The following is a 25,277-nucleotide window of genomic DNA, read 5'->3' on the forward strand; positions in this document are numbered from 1 at the left end:
GCTCAATCACTTCGTGGAGTTACCGCACTGGCTCCGCGGCTAAACAAATACTCTGGTGAACTCCCTTGGCAGGCTACAAGCGGGGGCTTCAAAAATAAAAAAACCCGGCAGATGCCGGGTTTTTGTTGCGGGGCAAATACAAACTTACTGAAGACCCAAAACTTCCTTGCCCTGAATAAATGTCACATCCACGGGAATATCCGCTTCCGACAAACGATCCAGATCGGCCTGCAACTCGGCACCGACCACACCTTTGGTTTCCAGCAGTTCTTTCGCTTTCTCGTAGTTGCCGTCGCCCTGAATGGTCAGAATCAGATTGGACAGACTGGTCATGGCTTTCTGCATCTTTTCGAAATCCACGCGATACTGGCCAGTTTCTGAGTCCCGGGTAAAGGCGCCCTGCTCCTTGAAGTAGTTGAAACGCACCATATTCGCCTTGCCGTGGGCACTGGCGGCACCGAAGCGCACGCTGCGGAAGATACTGGCGAGGAAGGTGACGTAATTGTCCATCAGCTCGCCCTCTTCTATTTCTCCCTTGTTGTGCAGCTCGGTCACCATATAGAGGCCGAGGATATCCGCCTTGCCTTCTTCCAGAGAGGATGAGGTTTCTTTCAGCGCCTGACGCACATTGCTGCCGTCGGTGACGGTTTTCTTGATGCCGAGGCCGTGGGCCACTTCGTGGAACATGGTATTGGCGAAGAAAGCCGGGAAGGTGATGTGCTTGCGCTGGTCCTCGGCGATCAACACTTCGCTGATGGGCACCAGTATTTTGTCGAACTTGGCGCGCATAGCGTTCTTCAGCTGCAGGCGACGGGTGCCCTTGGCCAGTTGCACTTCCTCGTCGTTGGGCAGGTTGATGGCGATGGTTTTGGAGCCCGCGTTGCTGTGGCCCGCATAGTACAGAACATCGTAGGCATTCAGATCCGAGTCGGTGCCCGGTACTTCGGCCTTGTATTTTTCCTCCACCGGCAGCCCCTTCTGCAGCTCCGGCAGGAAGGCCGCGTACTTGGCCAGCTTCTCGCTCCAGGCCATGTCTTTCAGCAACACGTAGGACTCATAGGCAGTGCGGTAGGCAAACAACTGATCCTCGTAGTTTTCGATTGGGCCGATCACTACGTCGATACGGTTGTTCTTCATATCCATCCAGGCCATATCACTGGGGCGGAAATCATCGCTTACCAGTGCTTTGGCGCGCATCCGCAGGTAATTGCCAAATTCCTTATCCTCGGCCAGCTCAGAAGCCTTTTGCAGAAGATCTGCGGCCTTCTGCAAGTCGTCTTTATATGCCTCGTGATAAGGCACCAGTTTGAGCTTACCGTCTTCATCACGGCGTACCAGAGAGTACAGGCCGTCCTTGCCGGCCTGATCCCAGGCCTCGAATTCGGCCTTGGTCATGTCTTCAGGATAAAAACGTGCACCCAGGGGCTTGGGACCGTAGCCTTCGATAAAGGGTTCGTTGTCGTCCAGGCGATCCCAGGGGCCGTAATTGATTTTGGCAAACTCGCGCGCCCGGGCGTCCTCGATGCCTGACAACAGATCTTCCGGGGAACCGTAAGACTGCAGCCAGAAGAGGCGGTCCATAATCTGGCTGGCCTCGATCAGAAGACCGATCATCTGCCGCTGATCGTCACTCAGATCTGAAAGATCCGCATTCAGAGCCACGGGAGCATAGATATCAAAGCGAGCCTGGCTTTCTTCTGCGGCCTGTTGCTGTGCAACTTCCTGCACTTGCTGTGGGGCCGCTTCGCTCGCGGCATCGGACTGCTGTTTGTCTTTCGGCGAACAACCGCTCACCACAGCGATTGCCAGCAGCGCTGCGGCGATCTGTTTGTACTTAATAGGGGTTGTCATAAGAATTCTGCCTATCGTTACTTTGATCCGGCGCCACATTAGTCCGGCGGAGGGCAATTATCAAGGCACTGGGGTAACGGCATATGGCGACCCCGGAATGATACCGCCGACGGCGAGAGGGCGTTTCAGCCCAGGACCCGCATAGGGACGCCATCCCGGTGTCCGATGGGCGCGCCGAGAATTTTGACCAGGAATTCGGTCAGTACGCCAGCGGTGAACCCCCAGATTTCATAACCGCGGTATTGGTACGCGGGCAGATAGATATCGCGCTTGTCGATAGTAATACGATCCGTGCGAATGCGCGGATCGGCGAGGAAGAAAGACAAGGGAACGCGGAAAATCGCGTCCAGCTCGCCGGGATTCGGCCTGAGGGGAATATCCGGGGAGATGACGCCCAGCCAGGGGGTCACATGCACCTGCCAGCGGGTGGTGCGCGGCCACAGAGGGCCGAGCATCCGCACACGCTCCGCCGGCAGGCTGATTTCCTCCTCGGCTTCCCGCAGCGCAGTGTATTCCAGGGATGGGTCCGTCTCATCCCAGCGGCCGCCGGGCAGGGATACTTCACCGGAGTGGGTGGAAAGATTCGCGGAGCGCTTAGTCAGTATCACCTGCGGGTCCGGCTCGTCAGTAAGGGCCAGAAGCACCGCTGCGTGGCCGTGCAGATCCGGCCCACTGGGTACCCGGGCCTGTATATGGTCCCGCAGCTGGAATACTTTTTCTTCGATACTGGCTAGCATGGTAATGGGTCACACTTCTACTACGCACATGGCGCAGCTTCCATCATATCTGTTCCCAGTGACAGGGTAAGTCAATTATTGCTGATTCCCGAAGCCGCTTATTCCACCTGTATCACTCTTTAGGGGTCTGCACGCCTTTGATCTTCTCTCGCAGCCCCTGTACCAGGGCATAGTACACAGGCACCAACAAAGTCGCGAAAATACTCGCCGCAGTCATGCCACCGAAAACAGCCAGTCCCAGGGATACGCGGCTAACGGCACCCGCGCCTGTGGCTAACAACAGAGGCACCACCCCGAGAATAAACGACAGGGCCGTCATCAAAACGGCGCGGAAGCGCAATTTGGTAGCGCTTACCGCGGCTTCGACAATAGGCTTGCCCTTTTCCCGTTCCACAGAGGCAAATTCGGTGATCAGGATGGCGCTCTTAGCTGCCATGCCGATCAGCAACACCAAGCCTATCTGAGTGTAAAGGTTATTTATGGAGTCCGTGACCCACACTGCAAACATCGCGCCAGCTATGGCTATAGGCACACACAGGATCACCGCGAGCGGGATGCTCCAGCTCTCGTACTGCGCCACCAGAAACAGGTAAACGAACACTATCGCCAGTGTAAACAGTATCGGCGCCATATTGCCGGAACTGATTTCCTGCAGACTGGCCCCCGTCCACTCATAGCCGTAACCTTCCGGCAGCTGCGCGGCGAGCGCCTCCATGGTTTTCATCGCCTCGCCACTGGAGCGGCCCGGCGCCGGCGCGCCGTTGATGGTGACGCTATTGTAAAGGTTGTAGCGGGTAATATTCTGCGGAGCCACCATGGGAGCTATATCCGCGACGGATGTCACCGGCACCAGACCGCCGCTGTTGGCGCGCACATAAAAACCCGCCAGGTCCTCTTCCTTATCGCGGAACTGGGCGTCCGCCTGCACCATTACTTTGAACACCTTGCCGTACAAATTGAAATCATTGATGTAGTAACCGCCGAGCAGCGTCTGCAAGGTGGAGTAAACCTCCGGCAGTGGTACGCCGAGCACATGGGCCTTATCTTTATTCAGAATCAGTTGCAGTTGCGGAGTCGTGGCTTGGAAACTGGTAAAGGCCTGGGCGATTTCCGGGCTTTGGTTGGCCTCCCCCAACAAACCGTACATCACTTGTGCCAGTTCACTGGCGCTGCGCCCCTGTAAATCTTCGAGTACAAATTCGAAACCACCCACGGTACCGATACCCGGCAAAGGCGGTATTGCAAAGGTCATGACCTGTGCGCCGGGAATTTCCGCAAACCTTGCCTGCACCCGCTCCATGATTGCAAACTGATGGTCCTCTTTTGCGGTGCGCTCCTCCCAGGGCTTGAGAATCGCGAACATCATGGCGGCATTGGACACCGCACTGCTGGACAACATGTTATAACCGGGAACACCCACCACGTGGGCCATCCCCTTTTCCTCCATCAAAATGTCCGTCACCTTGTCCACCACAGGGCCGGTGCGCTCCAGAGATGCGCCATCCGGCAACTGCACGTGCAGCATGAACGTGCCCTGATCTTCATCTGGAATAAACCCGGTGGGGACATGGGTAAAAAGCCAGTAGCAGAGCAGTAACAGCCCCACGATGGATGCAATGCCCAGCAATGGTATTCCCACCCAAAAACGCACCATGCGCATATAGAAATTGGTCGCGCGGTGCAGAATTCGGTTGAAAAAACCGAAGACGCCTGTTTCCCTGGCGCCAGCCGTCTCACCGCCCCGCTCGGCTTTTAACACACTGGCGCACAATGCCGGGCTCAAGGTCAAAGCGTTAATGGAGGAGATGATGACGGCCATCGAGATAGTGATGGCGAACTGCTGATACATCTTGCCGGTCAGCCCCGGCATCAACATCACCGGCACAAATACGGCGAGCAGCACCAGCGTGGTGGCAATAACCGGACCCGTGACCTCGCGCATGGATTCCAGCGCCGCTTCTCTGGGCGCCAATCCTTCCCCCATTAAACGCTGGGTGTTTTCCACCACCACGATGGCATCGTCCACAACAATGCCGATGGCGAGAATCAGTGCAAACAGCGTGATGGTGTTAATGGTCATGCCCAGCGCCAACATCAGCGCAAAAGTACCGATCAGGGATACCGGTATGGCAATGGCGGGAATCAGTGTGGAACGCCAATCCTGCAAAAAGATAAACACCACCACAATAACGAGGATCAAAGCGATAATCAGGGTCTCGGTCACCTCCTTCATTGATGCCTCAACAAAAAGCGTGGTGTCGTAGAGAATTTCCGCTTTGAGGTCCTCGGGGAAGCGACGGGAGAGCTCCGCTACCTTGGCTTTGATTCCGTCCGCCACCTCAATGGCATTGGCATCGGGCAGTTGATAGATACCGATCACCGCGGCCGGCTTGTTGTCCAGTTGCCCATAAGAGGCATAGGATTCACTGCCCAGTTCCACCCGCGCCACGTCCTTGATTTTCACCATGCCCCCATCCGGTTTGGCGCGGATGGTGATATCGGCAAATTCCTCCGCGCTCACCAGTCGGCCCTGGGCGATGATGTTGTACTGAAATTGCTGCTCTTGCCGGATGGGCGGGGACCCCAGCTGTCCCGCAGCCACCTGGATATTCTGCGCCTCTACGGCACTGATCACGTCGCTGGTGGTAACATCCAGAGATGCCATTCGGTCCGGGTTTAACCAGATACGCATGGCGTAGGTACTGGTGCCGAAAATCGTCACGCTGCTGACACCGGGTACCCGCGCCAGCTCATCTTTTAAATAAACCTCACCGTAATTGTTCAGGAAAAGTTCGTCGAAGGTTTCATTGGGGGAAAAAAGGTTCACCACCAACAGCAAGGTGTTGGACTGTTTCTTCACCGTGACACCATTGCGCTTGACGTCTTCCGGCAGCGACGGCGTCGCCTGCTGAACCCGGTTTTGGACATTGACCTGGGCCATGTCGTCATCTATCCCGGATTCAAAGGTAACTGTCAGGCTGTAGGAGCCGTCGTTGCCGCTGGTGGAGGACATATAGGCCATCCCCTCCACCCCGTTGACCTGAGTTTCAATGGGCACCGCCACGCTGTCGCGCATTACGTCGGCGCTGGCACCGGAGTAAGTGGCGGTGACACTGATGGTCGCTGGCGTAATATCCGGAAACTGCGCCACCGGCAGCAGCGGCATGGACAAGAGCCCAGCCAGGGTAATCAATATCGAGATGACAAAGGCGAACCGCGGCCGCCGGATACAGAAGGCACTGATCATGTAATGGTCGCTTCGCCCTCCGGCAACAGTAGGTTATTTACTGTCATCGAATTCCCCTGTGTCGCGACGACGCTCTCCGTCCGCGTCATCGGACATCCCGTTCTGATCCGGTGACGGCGGCTCGGGCGGCACCGCCTGATCGTAGGGATTGCGCGGTGTGTTCTGCGGTGTAACCGGCTTGTCCGCCACCACCCGCTGCAGGCCGTTGACGATCACTGTCTCCCCGGCCTTGATACCGTCTTCCACCGCCCAGAGCTCACCCTCCCGCTGTCCCAGTTCCAGGTAGCGCTTCTGCGCCACATTGCCCTCACCCAGCACGTAGACATAGCGGCCCTGCATGTCCTCCATCACCGCCGACTGGGGCACCAGCGGCTTGATGGCCTCCTCTCCAGTGAAGACGCGAATCGATACCCGCGCATACTGCCCCTGGACCAACAGTTGTTGCGGATTGGGGAAACGCGCCCGCACGGCGACGGAACCGGTATTCGGATCTATCTGGTTGTCCACAAATACAATGACGCCCCGGTAGGGATAGAAGGTGCCGTCCGGCTGCTCGATTCGTACATCCAGTTGTACCGGGGCCAACCCCTCCTGGCGACGCTGCCCCTCCGCCACCCGCACGGAATAAAGGCGGTCTTCAGGCACTTCGAACAACACATAGATCGGGTCCATCTTGACGATGGTGGCCAGGGGATCAGTGGCGGGTCCCACGAGAGATCCCTCGGTGTAGTCGGTGCGGCCAATGAGTCCGGTCAGCGGCGCATAGATCTCCGTATAGGAAAGGTCGAGCTCCGCCTTGTCCACATTCGCTCGCATGGCTTGCACTTGCGACTGCGCTTCCTCGAATGTGCCGGTAAGCTCATCCATCTGCACTTGGCTGATAGCACCCTGATCGACCAGCTGCAGGCCGCGGCGGTAGTTCCGCTCCGCCACCCGCAACGCCGATTGAGCCTGGGACAAATTGGCGCGCTGGTTTTCCAGCGCGGCGATAAAAGGCTTGGGGTCAATCTCAAACAGCAGCTGACCTTTCTGTACCGTATCGCCCTCGGTGAAATGGCGGCTCTGGATATAGCCCTCCACCCGGGGGCGCACTTTGTATTCGTCCGTCGCTTCTACCCGCCCAACATATTCGAAGCGCGGTATCACCGGTTGTTCGCGCACGGTCAACACTTCTACCGGCGGCGGTGGCGGCGCCTGCTCCTCACCTTTTCCGCCACCGCACGACACCAGCGAGACCAGTAAAACGCCAAACAAAAAAAATCGCGCCATGGGACTACAACCATTGCCAACAGCAAAGGAACTCCACTATCAACTATAGGCGGTGGCTAAAAAGCCCACTGGCGGCTTTTGTCCCGGCGGGTATACTGGCTCGATGAAATACTGCAGTCATTGCGGCAGCGATGCCGTTACCTTTTCGATTCCCAAAGGCGACGACCGCCCCCGCCACTTATGTGGCAACTGCGGCGCTATCTACTACATTAACCCCCGGATTATTGTCGGTACCCTGCCCTACCTCGGAGACAAGGTGCTGCTGTGCAGGCGCGCCATAGAACCCCGCCGGGGCCTGTGGACACTGCCGGCAGGATTTATGGAAAACGGCGAGACCAGTGAGGAAGGGGCACTTCGGGAATCCTGGGAAGAGGCGCGCGCCAACATACGTGTAGATGATCTCTACACCATCTATGACATACCGTACATCAACCAGCTTTACCTGATGTACCGCGGCGAATTGACCGACACCAGCTTTGGTCCCGGCCCCGAGTCACTGGAAGTGAAACTGTTTGAAGAAAAGGAAATCCCCTGGGATGAAATTGCCTTCCCCATCATCCAAGAGACGCTGGCGCACTACTTCGCAGACCGCAAAACCGGCAGTTTTCCGCTGCGCCGGGGAGTGATTCACCGCAAGTTGTGATTTTTATTACCCAAAGAAAGTGCCCAGTGTTTGCTGCTCGCACAACAAATCCGCAAGGTATTCACGCTGAGTTGCAAGTATCCGAAAACAGATAGGCGCCAGTAACGGCGCCATCAGAGAGAAGCCATCCTGGGAATTAAGGATTCAACCGCAGCGCTCATCCAAGCGCCACAGGTCAAAGGCCGGCTCCTCGTAGGGGTGGGCCTGGCGCAGGGCCGCCAAGGCTGCGTCCACCAAATCGTCAGCGCACACCATTTCCACCCGGTATTCCGTCACCTGTTCCACCTCCCCGGTCTGGCCAATATAAGGTTGGCTACCGTCCAAGGGACGAAATTGACCACAGCCTTTCACCTGCCAGCAGCAGTGGTCATAGTCACCGATACGTCCCGCACCGGCGGCAAACAGTGCCTGCTTGACCACTTCGAGATGAGACTCGGGGATATATACGCAGAGCTTGTACATGATCAATAAAGAAGGGTCATTAACTTGCGCTGGTATTGGCTTGCCAAGGGATCTCCGGCACCGAGACTTTTGACGATATCCAGATAGGCCTGCTTGGCGGCGCCGTCGGCAAAGTTCATATCCCTGCGCAACACATCCAGCAGAAGATCCAGAGCCTCCTGGTGGCGGTGTGTCTGACTGTACTGTATTGCCAGCTTGTAGGCGGCTTCGCTGTCCTGAGGGTTTTGCGCCAAAGCCTCCTGCAGGGCTTTGATTTCCGGAGACTCGGCAGCCTTCTGCTTCAATTCCAGTTGGGACATCAACTGCTGATAATCGCTATCCTGATCCGCCAGCAATATCTTGCCCAATACCGTCTCCGCTTCCTGAACCCGGTTCAGCTCCAACAGCACCGCCGCCAGCTGCTTGGCGATATCCGCGCGCTCAGAGGATTCTGTATAGGCCTGGCGCAACACCGGCAGTGCTTCCGTCAGCTTGCCCTCTGCCACCAGTTGCTGGCCCTGGGCCAGCTTCAAGTCCCAGGGTTTCGGCAGGTACTTGTCGAGCATCTCGCGGATCTGCTTTTCCGGCTGCGCGCCAGCAAAACCGTCCACCGGCTGCCCCTCCTTGAGCACCAATACTGTGGGGAGGCTCCTCACGCCCAATTGCGCTGCAAGCATCTGCTCGCTGTCCGCATTCACCTTTGCCAACAGAAACTGACCCGCGTACTCATTAGCCAGTTTCTCAAGCACTGGCATCAGCTGCTTGCACGGCTCGCACCAATCGGCCCAGAAATCCACCACCACCGGGCGCTTCATGGATTCCTCGATCAGTACCTGCTGGGCGTTTTGCGCCGTTACCTCGACAATAAATTCGTTCACAACCACTCCTGTGTCAGATGGGACTAGCGGTATATGGTATCAGTACCGTATGCCAATTCGAGAGTCTGCCGTTCCGCTTTGCGCAATCCCCGGACCACAAGCCCATAGGACTTGTCCATCATGCGCTCGATTTCGCCATCTGGTACGCTGCCATCGAACAACACCGTGTTCCAGTGCTTCTTGTCCATATGGTAGCCGGGCAGGACGCCAGCAAATATATCGCGCAGCGCCTGAGCTTCATCCGGATCACATTTCAGATTGGAGCGCACCACCCCATCCTTGCCGACGGTCAGGGTGGCAAACATTTTTGCCTTGATTTTGAACACTGCCACTTCGGGGCCAAACGGAAAGTCCTCTACCGCTTCGGGGCGGGAGAGCAAATAATTTCGTGCAGATTGATAATCCACGATCCTCTCCTACCAGCTGAGTGACGGCGGCAGTCAGGGCTTGGCAAACCTTCGACCGCGACTCAAATAGCAATTCACTTGTGCATAGACAACAGAAAAGCGGCTATGAAAAGCCGCTGTTTAATACATGCGCCGCTACAATTGTTTTTGGGCCGCTCCGACAAAGGGTTGGGCATTTCGAAAACACTCGGGACGTCCCTGTATCCGGCGGTTTTGAAACACCAGAGCCGGGGAGATTTACCTAGGGAACCTCTGATTAATTCACTTCCTGACGTAAAAACTCTTTGGAGCCAGATGAGAAGCTCAGGTGATAGGTTGGCCATTTCGAAACCGACGGATACAAGGATGTATCCGTCGGAGCTACAGGGAAGTACTCGTGCGTTTTCGAAATGGCCATCCTATTTTCCGCGGCACAGGCCTGCCTCAGCTCCCATCCGCATCCCGTCGAACCGGTTCCCCAGCAGCTTTTTCCGCCGCCGCTTTTACATCCCTGGCTTCCGATACGGCTTCCACCATTTCGGCCTCTTCGGAAACCGGCGCCCGGCTCAATACCAGAAAGCCCAGCACACCCGCGATCACTGAGGCCAACAGCACGCCCGCCTTGGCCTGCACCAGCAATTCCGATTGCCCCGCGAAGGCAAGTTCTGAAATAAAAATCGACATGGTGAAACCTATACCGCCAAGCAGTGCAACACCGACAATATGGTGGAAGCTGGCCCCTCTGGGCAGACGCCCCAAGCCAAGTTTCCAGCCCAACCAGGTGGCGCCGGTGATTCCCACCAGCTTGCCCACCACCAAGCCGGCGATAACCCCCATGGTCAGGGGATTAAACACTGCCTCGCTGCTGGTGAAGCTGTCGAAGGGTATCCCCGCGTTCGCCAGCGCAAAAATCGGTATCACCAGGAATGCCACCGGTATATGCAAACGGGTCTCCATACGCTGCAGCGGCGATTGCGCCAGGTTGACACCGTTACCCAGGGCCATTACCCGGGCCCGCAACGCGTCGTTGGCAATGATGTTATCGCCGGGGCGAAAGCAGCGGTCGAAACTGCGGATAATATCTTTGACAAATGAGCTGAACGCCACCGGGTCATATTTTGGCCGCGCGGGCAAGGCCAAAGCGGTAATGACACCCGCCAGGGTAGCGTGCACCCCAGCCTCGTGCAGCTCATACCAGAGCAGCATACCGACGAAAACATAGGCTGGAGAACGGCGCACCCCAGCCGCCTTGAACAGCCACATAATCAACACCAGGGCGCCCGCGGTCATCAGCGCCGTCATCTTGACGTCCTCGGTATACCAGATGGCGATCACCAGAATCGCCCCCAAGTCGTCGACAATCGCCAGAGCCACCAGGAACATGACTACTGAGCGCGGTACCCGGTTGCCGAGAAGCGCGATACAACCCACGGCAAAGGCAATATCCGTGGCCATCGGGATGCCCCAGCCGGGCTCCGCCTCGGTTCCACTGTTTAAGCCCGCGTAGATCAGTGCCGGAACCAACATACCGCCGACGGCGGCGAGCACCGGCAACACCGCCTGCTTGAGATCGGAAAGCTCCCCCACCAGAAATTCACGTTTCAGTTCCAGGCCAACGAGAAAGAAAAAGATGGCCATCAGGCCGTCATTAATCCAGTGGTGCACCGTGAGTGAAAAGGTCCAGTCGCCGATATTGAGGCTCAGCGGCATGTGCAGTATATGTTCGTATGCGTGCTGCAGAGGAGAATTGGCAATCAAAAGCGCCGCCACGGCACTTAGCATCAGCAATATGCCACTACTGCTCTGGCGGTGGATAAATTCCTCGAACGGGGTTACCAGCCGTCCAAAGGCATTTTCCAGGGGCGCCTCAAACACCTTCCCCTTGCGAATCTTGAATTTATCCAGCACCCTTTTTGCCATCGGCCACCGACCTCCTTTCTTCTAGAGTAGTTCGCACCCGTGCCGCCAAGCATCCAAACACATGCGGCAACCACCGTAGTGCGCCGGTACTTCTATCAACGGGAGTCGGAGGGTAGCATGGCAATCATTTCCTCCTCTACACCTTTTGGACAATAGCCTGTTTCGTGACCCGTCTGGATATTTTGTTAGTACAACGCAACCTGGCCAACTCCCGCACCCACGCAAAAAAACTGGTGGACGCAGGCAGGGTAATGCTCTCCTCCGGCGGCCACTGGCAACCCGCACGAAAAGCGGGCCAGCCGGTTGGCGAAGACTGGGAACTCAGAGTGGAACCGCTGCCGGAAGACTGCTATGTATCTCGCGCCGGACTAAAGCTGGCCGCCATACTCGACCACACGGGGCTGGACGCGAGCGGCTGGAATGCCCTGGACGTAGGCTGCTCCACAGGTGGATTCAGCGACTGCCTGCTGCAGCGTGGCGCGGCACAGGTGGTGGGCGTGGATGTGGGCCGCGATCAGCTGGCGGCCAAACTGCGCGAGGACCCGCGCATGCATCTATTCGAAGGCATCAACGCCCGCAGTCTGACCGCCGCTCAACTGGCACCCTATGGCGACAGCGGTTTCGATGCAATCGTCATGGATGTGTCCTTTATCTCCCAGACATTGATACTGCCGCGGCTGCCGGCACTGCTCCGCCCCGGTGGCGAGCTGCTCAGCCTGGTGAAACCCCAATTCGAGGTGGGGCCGGAGGGCATCGGCAAGGGCGGTCTTGTGCGGGACACAGCACTCTATCCCAAAGTACAGGAGAAGGTCACTGGGATGTGTAAAGCGCTGGGATTGGAGGTCAAGGAGTACATCGACAGCCCCATCCGGGGCGGTGACGGCAACCGGGAGTTTTTGCTCTGGGCAAGCCGCGGCACCGGTATACCCCGGTGATGCCACGGGCACCGAGCGGCCCGTCTCTTCCCGGCAAAGGGCAACTTATTTCAGCAATTTTTCCAGTTTGGCCTTAAAGCGCTGCGGCGGCCGCTCAGTGGGTGAGTGGCTGCGGGGCGGGCGCAGCACCAGCTGCCCCTGACAGTTGGGACAGCACATCTCCAGCTGCTGGGCACAGTGGGGGCAGAACGTACATTCAAATGAGCAGATAAAAGCGCGGTCGGTGAGCCCCAGCGGAGCGCTGCAGCGCTCGCAGGTGGACTTCATTCTCAGCATGGCGGTCCCGTACCTTTACAATCCTGGCATCAGACATAAGCGGCGGTCCGATGAAAATGGGACCACCGATCCTGACGAAGCGGGCCGCCAGTGGAAACTTCCGGCTACTCCGCCTCAAGCTGCTGGTCGGTACGTGCGGCCATGATGAAGTCGTTCTTGTGCAGCCCCTTGGCTTCGTGGCTCCACCAGGTCACGGTCACTTTACCCCATTCAGTCAGCAGCGCCGGGTGGTGACCGGCCTCCTCCGCGATGGCACCCACGCGGTTGGTAAACGCCAGCGCCTGCTTGAAGTTACGGAACTTAAAGACCCGCTCCAGTTGCAGAATTCCGTCGCGGGTTATCGGTGTCCAATCGGGGATCTGCCGCAGCAGCTCTGGGAGTTCTTCATCGCTGACCAAAGGGGCATCGGCGCGGCAGGCTTCACACTGTTGTTGGGCGAGTTCGGTCATAGGAGAGTCCTCAAGATATTGTGTTTATTATGGCTTGTCTTGACTTGGACTGACTCTAACCGCCACACCCGAAGGAAACAAGTGCACCGACCAAAAACCGATTTTATATGGTTTTGACCGCGCTAAATGGGACAGATTACTAAAAACGACACAGGAAAGTGCCGTTTGAGCCCCCTATCCTTCTCCGCCTTCCCCAAAAAAAAGGCCGGTCTCAAAACGAGACCGGCCTTTTACCCACAAGGGATCGCCCCTTAAACCGCACTCTCTGCGATTTTTTCTTTCCAGATCAGCGGGCCGCTGCTGTGTACAGAGTCTCCCTGGCTATCTACAGCCACGGTCACCGGCATATCCTCCACCTCGAACTCGTAGATGGCTTCCATCCCCAGCTCCGGGAAGGCGACGACCCGGGCCTCCTTGATCGCCTGAGCCACCAGGTAGGCGGCACCGCCGACAGCCATCAAATAAACGGCTTTGTTGTCGCGGATGGCCTCGATCGCGGCGGGGCCGCGCTCGGCCTTGCCTATCATCCCCAGTAGACCGGTTTGCTCCAACATGGTGCGGGTGAACTTGTCCATGCGGGTCGCGGTTGTGGGACCTGCAGGACCCACCACTTCGTCACGCACGGGGTCCACCGGGCCCACGTAATAGATAAAGCGACCGGACAGGTCCACCGGCAGTTTCTCACCTTTGGCAAGGATATCCACCATCTTCTTGTGCGCGGCATCGCGGCCAGTGAGCATTTTACCGTTGAGCAGCAGGGTTTCGCCGGGCTGCCAGCTCAGCACATCCTCGCGGGTGACGGTATCCAGATTCACCCGCCGCGCACCACCGCCCGCTTCGCGGGTGATTTCCGGCCAGTCTGACAGTGCCGGCGGCGTCTGACGCGCCGGACCGGAGCCGTCCAGAGTGAAGTGGGTGTGGCGGGTAGCGGCGCAGTTGGGGATGATCGCCACCGCCTTGTTGGCGGCGTGGGTCGGGAAATCCTTGACCTTCACATCCAGCACAGTAGTAAGGCCACCCAAACCCTGAGCACCGATCCCCAGCCTGTTGACCTTCTCATACAACTCCAGGCGCAGCTCTTCGGCGCGGTTGGCGGGACCACGCTCCTGCAGTTCCTGAATATCGATCGGGTCCAGCAGGGATTCCTTCGCCAACAGCATGGCCTTCTCGGCGGTTCCACCGATGCCTATGCCCAGCATTCCCGGGGGACACCAGCCTGCACCCATCTGGGGCACCATCTGCAAGACCCAGTCTACGACGGAGTCGGAGGGGTTCAGCATGGCGAACTTGCTTTTCGCCTCACTGCCACCACCTTTGGCCGCCACATAGACTTCTACGGTGTCACCGGGCACGATTTCATAGTGAATCACCGCCGGGGTGTTGTCGCCGGTGTTCTTGCGGGCGCCGTCCGGGTCCGCGAGGATGGACGCGCGCAGAACATTGTCCGGGTTTGTGTAGGCGCGGCGCACACCCTCGTTGACCATCTCGGTCACACTCATCTCCGCATCCCACTGAACATTCATACCCACCTTCATCTTCACCGTGACGATGCCGGTGTCCTGGCAAATGGGCCGATGGCCCTGGGCACACATGCGCGAATTGATCAGTATCTGCGCCATGGCATCCTTGGCCGCCGGGTTGGCTTCCTTTTCGTAGGCTTTGTGCAGGGCCTGAATAAAGTCCCGCGGGTGATAGTAAGAGATGAATTGCAATGCGTCGGCGACGCTGTCGATCAGATCATCCTGGCGGATAGTGGTCATGTCCGACTCCGGTTAACGTCTCGGGGAGGCGGGCAATTTTACACAATTTGTGGGGGTATTGCGGGAAATGCTGAGCTGACCGGCTAACACGATCGCTGATCGCTCTAAGAGTCCTGAGAATGATCCTGTGGGAGAGTAGACTGTTCGGCGATTCACAACCCTCCGTTAGTGCCATCGGGTACGTCCCTGTACCCCGCTGCTTCAACTCGCCGATCCCGTCACATAAGCTTTCGATCCGGGACTACCGCTCGTTGAAGCTTCATATGGAATTGGTCAGCGGTTCCTTAAAGGGACGATGCGGCAGTGCTGGAACCGGACTGCAGGCTGCGAATGGCCTCGCGCAGCTGCACCAGGTCTTTATTCACTGAGCGGCGGTAGGCGTCCATGGATTCGACCGCTTCTTCGTTGGCGCCCACACGGGCGGTGAGATCAGAACGCACGGAAGCCAGCTGGCGTTCCAGGCTAACCAGTTTGTCCGCCGTTTCGCGCTGCTTTTCGGTGGTGTTCTTGCGCAGCTCCGCCAGGGAGGATTCCACCGCGGCAATCTTTTGCACACTGGCGCTCAGCCCATTGACCTTGCCCGCCAGGGCAGCCAGCTCTTTCTTGTTGGCAGCCGCGGACTTCTTATTGGCGGCAATGCTCTTGCGGTTGGTGTCGTATGACACGCCCCAGAGCTTGCGGATTTCGGAGGCGTTCTCTTTGACCTTGGCGTTGAGCACCTCGACAGACGCCGATGCCTCTTCGTCCGACATTTCAAAGCGCTTCTCCAGCTCGGCGATACGGGCCTCCGCATCGACCAATTGAACCCGGCTGGCCTGCCACTGCTGATACAGGAAGGCCGCCGCACCCAGTCCCGCCAGAGCCAGTATCAGCGCAAACAGGGCCAGTACCGGGAAGCCGCCGCCCGGTTCCTCCGCAACGGGCGCGGGCTGCGGCGTACGCGGGCTGCGCCCGATGGGCCCGGTATCCAATTGCGGCTCGATGGCGGCGCTGCTGTCCAATGTTGGCTCTCTGCGTTGCATATTGACTATTTACCTGATGATTTCACTGATCCGGGCACCCGACACTTGGTATCCGGATCTGTCATGACTTGAATCCAGCGGCAGTTATACCAAAAGCTGACGAAAAAGTAAGCGCTCCTCTATAGCCTAGCCGGAGGCCACAGGCGGGACAAACGGCGTCTCGTAACCGCGCAGACACCAAAAGCCAGAAGGATTCTACATCCCCCCTTGCGATTGAGAAATCCGCCCCCATACGCGTTTCTCCGCTATCCCGGCTTAATAACGCCCGATGGCCCGTGTAGAATGCCCTCACCAACAACCTGTCACAAAGGAAGGAAAACACCATGGCTTTCGAACTGCCTGAACTCCCCTACGCGAAGAATGCCCTGGAACCGCATATCTCTGAGGAAACCCTCGAGTACCACTACGGCAAGCACCACAAAACTTACGTAGACAAACTGAACGGCCTGCTGGAAGGTACACCCGACGCCGACAAATCTCTGGAAGAAGTCATCAAAACCTCTTCCGGTGGTGTGTTCAACAACGCAGCCCAGGTTTGGAACCACACTTTTTACTGGAACTGCCTGAGCCCCAATGGCGGCGGCGCCCCCACTGGCCCTGTTGCCGAAGCGATCGACAAGGCGTTTGGCTCCTTTGACAAGTTCAAGGAAGAATTCAGCACCAGTGCCGTAAACAACTTCGGCTCCGGCTGGACCTGGCTGGTCAAGAAGAACGACGGCACCCTCGCCATCGTCAACACCTCCAACGCCGGCACACCGCTGACCGAAGCCGACCAGACTCCCCTGCTGACCTGTGACGTTTGGGAGCATGCCTACTACATCGACTACCGCAACCTGCGTCCGAAGTACCTCGAAGCTTTCTGGAACCTGGTGAACTGGGACTTCGTGAACCAGAACTTCGGCGCCTGAGAAGACACCGAAAACGCATAAAAGCGGGCCCTGCGCCCGCTTTTTTTGTAGAGACCGCACCAAAAACAACAGCAAAGATAACAGGGGAGATGACGATGAAGCTAATAACCACCCTGTTCGCCACTGCCATCAGCGCAATAGCGATGACCGGCTGTGACCGCGATCGTAATTCCGAAATTTCACCGCAAATCAAGCGGGAAAGTACCGAGGCCACTCAAGCAGCCCCACAGACGCTCCCGGCTCCGGGAAGTGCCGACCCGGCGGCCATCGCCCAAGCCAACCGGCTGTTCGAGGACTTTTTCCAGGAGCATCTATCCCGCAGCCCGCAATTTATGACCTTCCTGGGCGTAAAAGAGGACTACGGCAAATGGGACGACCTCTCCCCCGAGTTTGCCCAGGAGACACACGATATCAACCTGCGCCAGCTGGCCACACTGAATAAGCTGGACCCGTCTAAACTCGACGACGCCACGTACTTGAGTCTGCAACTGGCCAAGCGCAAACTGGAACAGGAGATCGAGGCCTACAAATGGCGCCTGCACAGCTACCCCGTCAATCAAATGTATGCGGTGCACACGGGCGTCGCATCACTGTTGATCAACCAGCACCGCATTGATAACGCCGATGACGCAGAGGCCTATATCGCACGCCTCAACGCCCTGCCAGCGCACTTCGACCAATTGCAGAAAAACCTGGAGGCGTGCGCCGAAGCCGGAACCATAGTGCCCAAATTTGTCTTTCCCTATGTGATCAGCGATGCCAAAAACCTGATCACCGGCGCTCCTTTTGACGACGGCGATGACAGCACCCTGTTCGCGGACTTCAAGGGTAAGGTGGAACAGTTGGCGATCGACAGCGAACGCAAAGAACAGCTGGTAGGCAAAGCCAGGTCAGCGCTGCTTTCCAGCGCCGGCCCCGCCTACAGGAAACTGATCGCTTACCTTCAGCAACTGGAGAAGCGCGCCACTACCGATGACGGAGTCTGGAAACTCGCCAACGGCGACGAATTCTATGCGTTCAAATTGCGGCAATACACCACCACAGATCTGAGTGCAGACGAGATCCATGAAATCGGCCTGCAAGAAGTGGCGCGCATACACGGCGAAATGCGCGAAATCATGCAGCGAGTGGCGTTTGACGGCAGTCTGCAGGATTTCTTTGAATTCATGCGCACCGATGAGCAGTTCTACTATCCCAACACCGCGGACGGTAAACAACGCTACCTGGAAAAGGCCACAGAAATTATCGACACCATGAAAGGCCGCCTGGACGAGCTGTTTACCACCAAGCCCAAGGCGGATTTAATCGTCAAAGCCGTGGAGCCTTTCCGCGAAAAATCCGCAGGCAAGGCTTTCTACCAGCGACCCGCCCCGGACGGCTCACGCCCCGGCATCTACTACGCCAACCTGTACAACACCAAAAACATGCCCACCTATCAGATGGAGGCCCTGGCCTATCACGAAGGGATCCCCGGCCACCATATGCAGCTATCCATTGCCCAGGAACTGGAGGGAATTCCCAAATTCCGCAAGTTCGGCAGCTACACCGCCTACACCGAGGGCTGGGGGCTCTACGCCGAGCTGGTTCCCAAGGAAATGGGTTTCTACCAGGACCCCTATTCCGATTTTGGCCGCCTGGCGATGGAACTCTGGCGCGCGGGCCGCCTAGTGGTGGATACAGGCATCCACAGCAAGCGGTGGACCCGCGAGGAGGCCATTAACTACCTGCTGCAAAATACCCCCAACCCGAAAGGTGATGTCGTCAAAGCCATAGAGCGCTACATCGTCATGCCGGGCCAGGCCACCGCCTATAAAATCGGTATGCTCAAAATCGTGGAACTGCGCGAAAAAGCGAAACAGGCACTCGGCGACCAGTTTGATATCCGCCAGTTCCACGACACCGTTCTGGCCAACGGCGCAGTGCCGCTGGACATTCTGGAAGTACTGGTGGAACGCTGGATTGAACAGGAAAAACAGCGCTGAAGAAAACCTTGGTGAATTCTTCTGAGGGGCCTCTGATGTATTCGCTTCCAAGCGATTGAGCACTTCCGGGGCACTCAGGCAATAGGATGGCCATTTCAAAAACGCACGAGTGCTTCCCTGTAGCTCCGACGGATACATCCTTGTATCCGTCGGTTTCGAAATGGCCAGCCTATCACCTGAGCTTCTCATCTGGCTCCAAAGCGTTTTTACGTCAGGAAGTGAATTAATCAGAGGCTCCTTAAGAAGCCCGGGTGATGGGATGGGCATCGCGAAACCGTAGGGGGGCTGAGACCTACTCGTGCGCTTTCCAAATGCCCATCTCGAGGAACATCACCAGCTCGATATCCCGCTGGATACTTCACGCTTTCACCGGGGAAACAAAATTGCTCGGTTTCATCGCCAGGAGCGAACAGCGCACTTTCTGCAAAATATTTTCCGCCGTGTTCCCCATAATAAAGCCGGGGATACCAGTGCGCCCCACTGTGCCCATCACCAAAATATCAAAGCGTTGCTCATCGATCAGCATGGGAATATAGCGATCCGGTCGGGCAATTTCATGGTGCACCGCCAATGTTCCTCCGATGCCCGAGGCATCAATCAGTGCATCGAGCTTTGCCCGGTGCGTCGCCCGTGCCGCTTCGACGGCCCTGTTCAGCTCCTCGTCGGACGCGCTGAGGGGAAAATTGTGGCGCAGGTATTCGTCCACGTCGTAGTCCCAGCAGGAAATGATGTGTAACTCGCCGCTGCACGTATCCGCCAGCGACCTGGCACAGCGCAGCAGGCCAATTGCAAGTTCGTAAACACTCGCTTCCCGGCATTCGGGATCCACAGCTACGGCCACACGGATTTCCCGGTGCGGTTTATCGATTGGGCGGCACAGCCACACCGGACAGGGACATTTGCGCAACAGCTCCATATCCATGGCCTTGAAACCCAAACGCTGAGCTGCGCCCTCAACATTTTTGACCACGAGATCGTACCCTTCCGCGAGCACCCTGCGAATCACCCGCTCCGCCGGGCGACTGCCGCAGTCCGTTTCCACTTCCAGCGCCAGCGCATCCTTCTCCAACGCCAGTTTTGCCCGCACCTTGTCGAGCGCTTCATCCAGCCGCGCGGCCAACGCATCCATACAGACCTGGCTGAATTCCTCGAACCCATCTGGTATCGCAGGACAAACGATCAACACTTTCACCGCCGCGCCGTTGTTGCGCGCCGCTGCCAGCGCCTGCAGCAGCCCTGCAGTCTCATCGCCTGTGGCATGGCTGACATAAAGAATATTGTGAAAGTTCTGCATAAGGCTTACCCCGGCTGCGCGACTTTTGAAGTTTGCGGGCACTATAGCCTTGCCCCGGCCACACGCTGAGAACCTCTGATCGGCCCGTATCTGGGACCAAAAGCGCGCCATACGCTCGCACCAATGCGTCAGGGGTTCCCCAGTAAATATAGTGGCAGCAGTACTTCCAACCTGCTTTTTACGGAAAAACGGGACATAGGGAACCTCTGATTAAGTCACTTTCTGGTGGCAGAGGTGCTTCGGGGGCGGATGTGAAGCTCAGGTGATAGGACGGACATTTCGAAACCGTCGGATACAGGGGTGTATCCGCCGGAGCTACAGGGAAGTACTCGTGCGTTTTCGAAATGTCCGTTCTATTGCCTGAGCGCCCCGGAAGCCACCATAGTGTTCACGCGAATTAATCAGAGGTTCCATAGTGCGGCGGTGCGGCCACAGGGCCGCCACAAGTGGATCGAAGCGCGGGTCAGATATTCAAGACCTGCTTGACGAAAGGAATGGTGATCTTGCGCTGGGCCATCAGGGAGGCGCGGTCCAGCTGCTCCAGGCACAGGAAGAGCGCACGGGTGTCGCGGGGGGCGCGGTGAAGTATGTACTGGGCCACATCTTCCGGCAGATCGAAGCCGCGCAACTGGCTGCGGCGGCGCAAGGCCGCCACCTTGTCGCTGTCGCTGAGCGGGCGCAGCTGGAACACCAGCGCCCACTGCAGGCGCGAACGCAGATCCGCCAGCCCGATATCCAGACCGCGCGGGGACTTGCGCGCCCCCAACAGCAGCTGACCGCCGCCATCCTTGACCCGGTTGTAGAGGTGGAAGAGCGCCGTCTGCCACTCAGAGTGCCCCTCGAGCAGGTGCAGATCGTCGATACACACCAGCTCCAATTGTTCGAGTCCGTCCAAAATCACCGCCGGCTCCATCGCCAGCAGGTCCGCCAAAGGCAGGTACTGGAAGGAGCGGCCGCTGGTTTCGGCACTCTGACAAACCGATTGCAGCAAATGGCTGACCCCGCTGCCGGCATCACCCCAGAGGTAAATAACCGGCTCGGGGTTCTCCCCGCTGGCGAAAGACTGCAGCAGAGCCACCACCTGGCGATTGGGGTCCGCCTCGGAGAGATAGAAGTTATCGAATGTGGCGTCATCCCGCATGGAGACTCCCAGCGGCAGTTGCTGCGGTACGCCCTCGTGTACGCTCATTTCAGTGCCAGCGGTAATGCAGAGGGTTATCCGCGCTGCCAAGAGGGGCGCGGTAGCCAGTCAAATCTATGGGGTCACTGTCCGCCCCAGCCTCCAGCTTGCGATTCAACGCCAGTGCGTCGCGCAGCTTCTGCAGCGTGGCGGAGGTGGTCAGGGCAAGCCGCATGCGGTCGCTGTCGACCGACAACAGATCCGCACTGCTGACCTGGGCCAGCCCCTGCAGATAGGCGGAGGCCTCTGTGTAATCGGCGAAACTGTCGATCCCCGAGATTTCAACGATAACTGTGCCCCGGGGGCCACTGTCACCGCTCGGTCGCACAGCGTAGCGCTGCGCCATCAAATTGGCGGCCTCATCGATCCCTCGCAGGGCCACCTCTTCCAGGGACGTACCGCTGGCATCAAAGGCGTAGCTGCGCCCGCCGTGTATCAACAGCCAGCTGGCCTGCCAGCGCTCGCCGGACACTTCCAGCAATCGGCCCATCAGGGTGGCGTCCGGGCCATAGCGGACGCTGGCGCGCTCGGCGGCGCGCTCGTCCAGGGCCCAGAGATTGCCCAGGGGCATATTGCGCTGGTCATTCAAGTCCATTACCGGGAAGTCCACCGGCAAGCCCCGCTCTAGCGCCATGGCTTCCAGCGCCGCGTAGAGTTCCGGATACTGCTCCTCGCGCAGAGCGCTGCGACCTTGCTGCAGAGTGTCCACCGCTACCCAAACCAAAGTCGCCGGGCGATTGTTCGGCCACATGGGTAGGCCCAGGGTATGAACCTGGTCGGACACGGCCTGGGGATCAAAGGAGAGATGCAGATAAAGCTGGTTGTCCTCCCGCGTGTATCGATACCCCTGCAAGTACTGTTGGGCCCGCTCCAGCACCGTCTTCAATTGAGGGTTGTCGCCAATTGTGGCGTCACCGGTCACGCGCACGAACACCCGCTCCAGCCCACGACTGCTGGCAGAAGCCCGGTCCATAGCACCGCGGCTCGGCACTGCCTCCACCACTTCATACAGATCCGGTATCACCCGGGCCTGAGCGGGCAGAATCAGTGCGCACATCAACAGTGCCAGTACCTTTGACGCCAGCCCGTGCCTGAGCAACTTACGCATCGGATTTCCCCCAAAACCTCTTGTCTTTGGAAGCAACCACCCCACGGAAAGATGCGGGGCGGTGTAAAAAAGGGGCTATTGTATCAGTGTCGGCTATTTCTCCCAGTACCTGGCACGCATTTCTCGACATGGATTTCGCTGAGAAATGGCGGTCTATTCCCACAATCGGTTGAAATTCCACTAGAATACGCGCCCTCTAAAAGTCCACGCAGGATGAACCATGAGCGATTCCAAGCCGCAATCTCTCTCCTATAAAGACGCCGGTGTCGATATCGACGCGGGCAATGCCCTGGTCGATCGCATCAAGCATGTCGCCAAACGCACCGCGCGCCCGGAAGTGATGGGCGGACTGGGCGGTTTCGGCGCCCTGTGCCAGCTCCCCAGCGGATACAGGGAACCGGTACTGGTGTCCGGCACCGACGGGGTGGGCACCAAGCTGCGCCTGGCCATGGACCTCGGCATCCACGACAGCATCGGTATCGACCTAGTAGCCATGTGCGTCAACGACCTGGTGGTGGCTGGCGCCGAGCCGCTGCTGTTCCTTGATTACTATGCCACCGGCAAGCTGAATGTAGATATCGCCGCTGAAGTGGTTTCCGGTATCGGCACGGGGTGTGAACAGGCCGGTTGCGCCCTGGTGGGTGGAGAGACCGCTGAGATGCCGGGAATGTACGCAGGTGAAGATTACGACCTGGCCGGCTTCTGTGTGGGTGTGGTGGAGAAGTCCGAAATCATCGACGGCAGCCAAGTCAGAGCGGGCGACGTGCTGATCGGCCTGGCTTCCAGTGGCCCCCACTCCAACGGCTACTCCCTGATTCGGAAGGTACTGGAGATCAGTGGCGCCGACCTGCAGCAACCCCTGGGCGACACCACCCTTGCCCAGGCGCTGATGGCACCGACACGTATCTACGTCAAAAATCTGCTGCAACTGATAAAGAAAACCCAGGTAAACGCCCTCAGCCATATCACCGGCGGCGGTTTGCTGGAAAACCTGCCGCGGGTGCTACCGCAAGGCACCCGCGCACGCATCGATGTCAACAGCTGGGAAATGCCGGCCGTGTTCCGCTGGCTGCGCGAAGCCGGCAACATCGACCAGCGGGAAATGTACCGCACGTTCAACTGCGGGGTTGGTATGGTCGTCTGCGTGCCCGCCGACGCCGCCGATACCGCGCTGGATACACTGCGCCAGCTGGGCGAGGATGCCTTCGTGATCGGTGCTATCGAGGCCGCTGGTGATAACGCGGACCCTGTGGAGCTGGCGGGTATTTAATGACCGAGAGCAAGTGTAAAACAGTAGTACTTATCTCCGGCAGCGGTACCAACCTGCAGGCACTCATTGATACTGCCGCAAGTGAAGGTGCCGAATTCTCCGTCTGCGCGGTGATCAGCAACAAATCCGATGCTTACGGCCTGATCCGCGCCTCCGATGCAGGCATCGCCACCTCGGTAGTCAACCACCGGGACTTCGACGATCGGGGTAGCTTTGACCGCGCCCTTATGGAGGAAATTGACCGCCACCAGCCAGACCTGGTAGTGCTCGCGGGCTTTATGCGCATATTGACGCCGGAATTCGTACGCCACTACAAAGGCCGCCTGCTGAATATCCACCCCTCACTATTGCCCAAGTACCAGGGATTGCACACCCACAAGCGGGCACTGGAGGCAGGTGATGATGAGCACGGCGCAACGGTGCACTTTGTTACCGAAGAGTTGGATGGCGGTCCCGCCATTGTGCAGGCCGTGGTGCCAATTGAAACCGGCGATACCCCCGAGCGGCTTGCAGAGCGCGTGCAGGTACAAGAGCATGTAATTTATCCGCTGGCGGTTACCTGGTTTGCCCAGGGGCGGCTGCGCATGATGGGGGACCAGGCCGAACTGGACGGCGAGATCCTTCCGCGCAGCGGTAAAAAAATTACAAGCTAAGGAACCTCTGATTAATTCGCGTGAACACTACGGTAGGTTCCGAGGCGCTCAGGCAATAGGATGGCCATTTCGAAAACGCACGAGTACTTCCCTGTAGCCCCGACGGATACATCCTTGTATCCGATGGTTTCGAAATGGCCAGCCTACTACCTGAGCTTCTCATCTGGCTCCAAAGAGTGTTGACGTCAGGAAGTGAATTAATCAGAGGCTCCCTAAGACGGCACTTTTTGCGGCCGATGTTGGTCTAAGAGTTCAGGGAAGCCACAGCGCCCCGCACATTGGGCGGGGCAGGACAAAAGGAGGCCGCTGTGTCCTTGCGCCATAATCTTTATTTTCTTTCACTCCTATTCCTGCTCTCTTTATCCTTCCGGCTGCAAGCCGCGGAGCTTCAACCCTTTTCCGCCACTTACTCCGCCAAATTCAACGGATTCAGCGTCACCGCCAAACGTGAACTTTCCGGCAGCAATGACAGCTGGCGGTTGGACTTCCGCGCCGATTCCATTTTCGCCAAAATCCGCGAATATTCCCGCTTTGCCAGCAGCAACAGCCAACTGACACCGCAACACTACGAGTACCACAAGACAGGGCTGGGCCGGGACAGACACACAGTGCTCAATTTTGAGCCAAACGAAGGGCGCGTAGTCAATTTGTCCGATGCCGAGCACACACTGGAAAATACCCCCGAGGACATCCAGGACAAAATCAGCTATCAACTGCAGCTGGCCCTGGATGTCGCTGAGGGTGATAAAGACCTGAAATATCAGGTGGCGGACGGCAAAAAAATTCGCGAATACCGCTTCGCCGTCACCGGAACCGAAAAACTGCAAACGCCGCTGGGAGAAGTAAACACGGTCCTGGTGGAGCGCATCCGGGACGGCGGCGCCGAGCGCGAAACCAAAATCTGGTTTGCACCGCAGTGGAACTACGCGCTGGTGAAATTAATGCAGACGGAGGAAGATGGCAAAAGCTATCAGATTTCCTTGACCAAATTGATCATTGACGGAAAAACCATCAGTATCGACTAACAAATTTTCCTTTCCACTCTATTAGCCGACAAAATATCACTAT

At 57.8% G+C, this 25,277-nt stretch carries 22 protein-coding genes; 7 read left to right on the top strand and 15 right to left on the bottom strand.

The features are described 5' to 3' along the window. Positions 1–144: 144 nt before the first annotated feature. The 4 genes from A3224_RS10645 to A3224_RS10660 form a co-directional block, all read right to left on the bottom strand. Positions 145–1,851, bottom strand: coding sequence for a dipeptidyl-peptidase 3 family protein (locus A3224_RS10645; RefSeq protein WP_067154262.1), 1,707 nt, complete (start codon positions 1,849–1,851; stop codon positions 145–147). A 125-nt stretch (positions 1,852–1,976) separates the two neighbouring features. Beyond that, positions 1,977–2,588: an NUDIX hydrolase gene (locus A3224_RS10650; protein ID WP_067154263.1), complete on the bottom strand. Its 612-nt coding sequence runs from the start codon at positions 2,586–2,588 to the stop codon at positions 1,977–1,979. A 112-nt stretch (positions 2,589–2,700) separates the two neighbouring features. Further along, a complete protein-coding gene (locus A3224_RS10655) occupies positions 2,701–5,835 on the bottom strand; it encodes an efflux RND transporter permease subunit (RefSeq protein WP_067154266.1) in 3,135 nt (1,044 codons plus the stop codon). 33 nt (positions 5,836–5,868) lie between these two features. Further along, positions 5,869–7,104 (bottom strand): efflux RND transporter periplasmic adaptor subunit, encoded by a 1,236-nt coding sequence (locus tag A3224_RS10660; protein WP_067154268.1) that lies wholly within the window; start codon positions 7,102–7,104, stop codon positions 5,869–5,871. Positions 7,105–7,207: 103 nt separating this feature from the next. Between A3224_RS10660 and A3224_RS10665 the strand changes: the two genes are divergently transcribed. Further along, entirely contained in the window at positions 7,208–7,747 is a 540-nt protein-coding gene (locus A3224_RS10665; protein ID WP_067154271.1) for an NUDIX hydrolase, read from the top strand. A 144-nt stretch (positions 7,748–7,891) separates the two neighbouring features. Here A3224_RS10665 and A3224_RS10670 read toward each other — a convergent pair whose 3' ends face one another. The 4 genes from A3224_RS10670 to nhaA all read right to left on the bottom strand — a co-directional run bounded on the left by A3224_RS10670 (position 7,892) and on the right by nhaA (position 11,372). Then, a complete protein-coding gene (locus A3224_RS10670) occupies positions 7,892–8,209 on the bottom strand; it encodes a Nif3-like dinuclear metal center hexameric protein (RefSeq protein WP_067154273.1) in 318 nt (105 codons plus the stop codon). Between the two features lie 2 nt (positions 8,210–8,211). Beyond that, positions 8,212–9,066, bottom strand: coding sequence for a thioredoxin (gene trxA, locus A3224_RS10675; protein WP_067154276.1), 855 nt, complete (start codon positions 9,064–9,066; stop codon positions 8,212–8,214). 23 nt (positions 9,067–9,089) lie between these two features. Then, a complete protein-coding gene (locus tag A3224_RS10680) occupies positions 9,090–9,473 on the bottom strand; it encodes an MmcQ/YjbR family DNA-binding protein (protein WP_067154279.1) in 384 nt (127 codons plus the stop codon). Between the two features lie 423 nt (positions 9,474–9,896). After that, positions 9,897–11,372: a Na+/H+ antiporter NhaA gene (gene nhaA, locus A3224_RS10685; RefSeq protein ID WP_082817493.1), complete on the bottom strand. Its 1,476-nt coding sequence runs from the start codon at positions 11,370–11,372 to the stop codon at positions 9,897–9,899. Between the two features lie 164 nt (positions 11,373–11,536). Here nhaA and A3224_RS10690 point away from each other — a divergent pair, with 164 nt between their 5' ends. Further along, a complete protein-coding gene (locus tag A3224_RS10690; RefSeq protein WP_067154282.1) occupies positions 11,537–12,307 on the top strand; it encodes a TlyA family RNA methyltransferase in 771 nt (256 codons plus the stop codon). Between the two features lie 45 nt (positions 12,308–12,352). Here A3224_RS10690 and A3224_RS10695 read toward each other — a convergent pair whose 3' ends face one another. The 4 genes from A3224_RS10695 to A3224_RS10710 all read right to left on the bottom strand — a co-directional run bounded on the left by A3224_RS10695 (position 12,353) and on the right by A3224_RS10710 (position 15,814). Then, positions 12,353–12,583, bottom strand: a complete 231-nt coding sequence (locus A3224_RS10695; protein ID WP_067154285.1) for a DUF1272 domain-containing protein — start codon at positions 12,581–12,583, stop codon at positions 12,353–12,355. A gap of 104 nt (positions 12,584–12,687) precedes the next feature. Then, the gene (locus tag A3224_RS10700) at positions 12,688–13,032 is read right to left on the bottom strand and encodes a 4a-hydroxytetrahydrobiopterin dehydratase (protein WP_067154288.1); all 345 of its coding nucleotides are present in this window, start codon (positions 13,030–13,032) and stop codon (positions 12,688–12,690) included. Positions 13,033–13,283: 251 nt separating this feature from the next. Beyond that, the gene (locus A3224_RS10705) at positions 13,284–14,792 is read right to left on the bottom strand and encodes a fumarate hydratase (RefSeq protein WP_067154291.1); all 1,509 of its coding nucleotides are present in this window, start codon (positions 14,790–14,792) and stop codon (positions 13,284–13,286) included. Between the two features lie 284 nt (positions 14,793–15,076). After that, positions 15,077–15,814, bottom strand: a complete 738-nt coding sequence (locus tag A3224_RS10710) for a hypothetical protein (protein WP_067154294.1) — start codon at positions 15,812–15,814, stop codon at positions 15,077–15,079. 323 nt (positions 15,815–16,137) lie between these two features. On the opposite strand from A3224_RS10710, the gene sodB reads away from it, so the two are divergent. Together sodB and A3224_RS10720 are read left to right on the top strand one after the other, a co-directional pair. Next, positions 16,138–16,722, top strand: a complete 585-nt coding sequence (gene sodB / locus A3224_RS10715; protein ID WP_067154297.1) for a superoxide dismutase [Fe] — start codon at positions 16,138–16,140, stop codon at positions 16,720–16,722. 95 nt (positions 16,723–16,817) lie between these two features. Continuing rightward, on the top strand, positions 16,818–18,704 hold the full coding sequence (locus A3224_RS10720; protein ID WP_067154300.1) for a DUF885 domain-containing protein: 1,887 nt from the start codon (positions 16,818–16,820) through the stop codon (positions 18,702–18,704). 358 nt (positions 18,705–19,062) lie between these two features. On the opposite strand, the gene A3224_RS10725 is transcribed toward A3224_RS10720, so the two are convergent. The 3 genes from A3224_RS10725 to A3224_RS10735 all read right to left on the bottom strand — a co-directional run bounded on the left by A3224_RS10725 (position 19,063) and on the right by A3224_RS10735 (position 22,286). Beyond that, the gene (locus A3224_RS10725) at positions 19,063–19,998 is read right to left on the bottom strand and encodes a universal stress protein (RefSeq protein ID WP_067154303.1); all 936 of its coding nucleotides are present in this window, start codon (positions 19,996–19,998) and stop codon (positions 19,063–19,065) included. A gap of 463 nt (positions 19,999–20,461) precedes the next feature. Beyond that, the gene (hda, locus tag A3224_RS10730) at positions 20,462–21,187 is read right to left on the bottom strand and encodes a DnaA regulatory inactivator Hda (protein ID WP_067154306.1); all 726 of its coding nucleotides are present in this window, start codon (positions 21,185–21,187) and stop codon (positions 20,462–20,464) included. Between the two features lies 1 nt (position 21,188). Beyond that, entirely contained in the window at positions 21,189–22,286 is a 1,098-nt protein-coding gene (locus tag A3224_RS10735) for a DUF2066 domain-containing protein (RefSeq protein WP_067154309.1), read from the bottom strand. 220 nt (positions 22,287–22,506) lie between these two features. Here A3224_RS10735 and purM point away from each other — a divergent pair, with 220 nt between their 5' ends. The 3 genes from purM to A3224_RS10750 all read left to right on the top strand — a co-directional run bounded on the left by purM (position 22,507) and on the right by A3224_RS10750 (position 25,234). Then, the gene (gene purM, locus A3224_RS10740; protein WP_067154312.1) at positions 22,507–23,556 is read left to right on the top strand and encodes a phosphoribosylformylglycinamidine cyclo-ligase; all 1,050 of its coding nucleotides are present in this window, start codon (positions 22,507–22,509) and stop codon (positions 23,554–23,556) included. Beyond that, entirely contained in the window at positions 23,556–24,209 is a 654-nt protein-coding gene (gene purN, locus A3224_RS10745) for a phosphoribosylglycinamide formyltransferase (protein ID WP_067154315.1), read from the top strand. The genes purM and purN overlap by 1 nt, the downstream gene beginning before the upstream one ends. Before the next feature lie 308 nt (positions 24,210–24,517). Beyond that, the gene (locus A3224_RS10750; RefSeq protein WP_231902362.1) at positions 24,518–25,234 is read left to right on the top strand and encodes a DUF3108 domain-containing protein; all 717 of its coding nucleotides are present in this window, start codon (positions 24,518–24,520) and stop codon (positions 25,232–25,234) included. The last annotated feature ends 43 nt before the right edge of the window (positions 25,235–25,277 follow it).

It is taken from the genome of Microbulbifer thermotolerans, from assembly GCF_001617625.1.
Lineage (GTDB): Bacteria > Pseudomonadota > Gammaproteobacteria > Pseudomonadales > Cellvibrionaceae > Microbulbifer > Microbulbifer thermotolerans.